Source organism: Cryobacterium sp. TMB1-7 (assembly GCF_004402435.1).
Classification (GTDB): domain Bacteria; phylum Actinomycetota; class Actinomycetes; order Actinomycetales; family Microbacteriaceae; genus Cryobacterium; species Cryobacterium zongtaii.
The window spans coordinates 1-1,076 of record NZ_SOFZ01000027.1 but is presented as its reverse complement, the minus strand read 5'-3'; the positions used below and the strand labels follow the sequence as shown (position 1 = coordinate 1,076).

Annotated in this window: 1 rRNA gene; it reads right to left on the bottom strand. The window is 63.5% G+C overall.

The annotated features are described in order from the left end of the window. Positions 1–658 precede the first annotated feature (658 nt). Positions 659–775, bottom strand: a 5S ribosomal RNA gene (gene rrf, locus E3O60_RS12800). Positions 776–1,076 lie beyond the last annotated feature (301 nt).

The window sequence follows — 1,076 nt, the reverse complement described above, 5'->3', positions numbered from 1 at the left end:
CGCTGTTCCCGCGGTAGGGAGGGCGGTCGCCGTCGCGCTGCGGACGGTCAGAGTTGTAGGAAGGACGATCGCTGTTGCCCTTGTACGCGGGACGGTCGGAGTTGCCACGGTAGGGAGGACGGTCACCATCGCGCTGGGGACGGTCCGAGTTGCCCTGGTACGCCGGGCGATCGCTGTTCCCGCGGTAGGGCGGGCGGTCGCCATCGCGCTGCGGACGGTCGGAGTTACCCCGGTACGGTGCACGCTCCCCGCCCTGCGGACGGTCGGAGTTGCCACGGTACGGAGGGCGATCGCCATCACGCTGGGGACGGTCATTTCCGCCGGTGTTGCCACGGTACGGCGGACGGTCTCCGTCGCGCTGCGGGCGGTCGGAATTGCCGCGGTACGGCGGGCGGGCGCCGTCCTGGTTGGGTCGGTCCGACCCTCCGCGACCACCCTGGTAGCCGCCGGTGCGACGATCGCCGCTCCCGTTGTCGCGTGCGTCGTTCCCGTTGCGTTCCGTGGGGGTCACTGTTTATCTCCTGTAGGTGTGGCTATACGTACCGGACTACTTCTCCAGCGTACGTTAACGGCAAAATGGCCACCCGAATGGGTGGCCATTTTGANACGTTAACGGCAAAATGGCCACCCGAATGGGTGGCCATTTTGACTAAGTTAAGTCCGGCGGTGTCCTACTCTCCCACAGGGTCCCCCCTGCAGTACCATCGGCGCAAAGAGTCTTAGCTTCCGGGTTCGGAATGTGACCGGGCGTTTCCCTCTTGCTATGGCCGCCGAAACAATGTGCGATGCCCGCACCTAGGTGCCGGCCATCAAGTCGTTTCGAACCATCAAGCTTCGATTGCTCTAGTCTACAGGACATCACGGCTGGCCGCCTCCGCGAGCCGTGAGTTAGGCACCGAAAACTCGCGCATCCTGGTGCTTTTCTCACAGTTCGCGGAACCGGGCTAGGTGGGGGTTAAACGCAGAAAAGCCACCCCGGTGGGGTGGCTTTTCTGTGTGTTTCTAAGTTAAGTCCGGCGGTGTCCTACTCTCCCACAGGGTCCCCCCTGCAGTACCATCGGCGCAAAGAGTCTTAG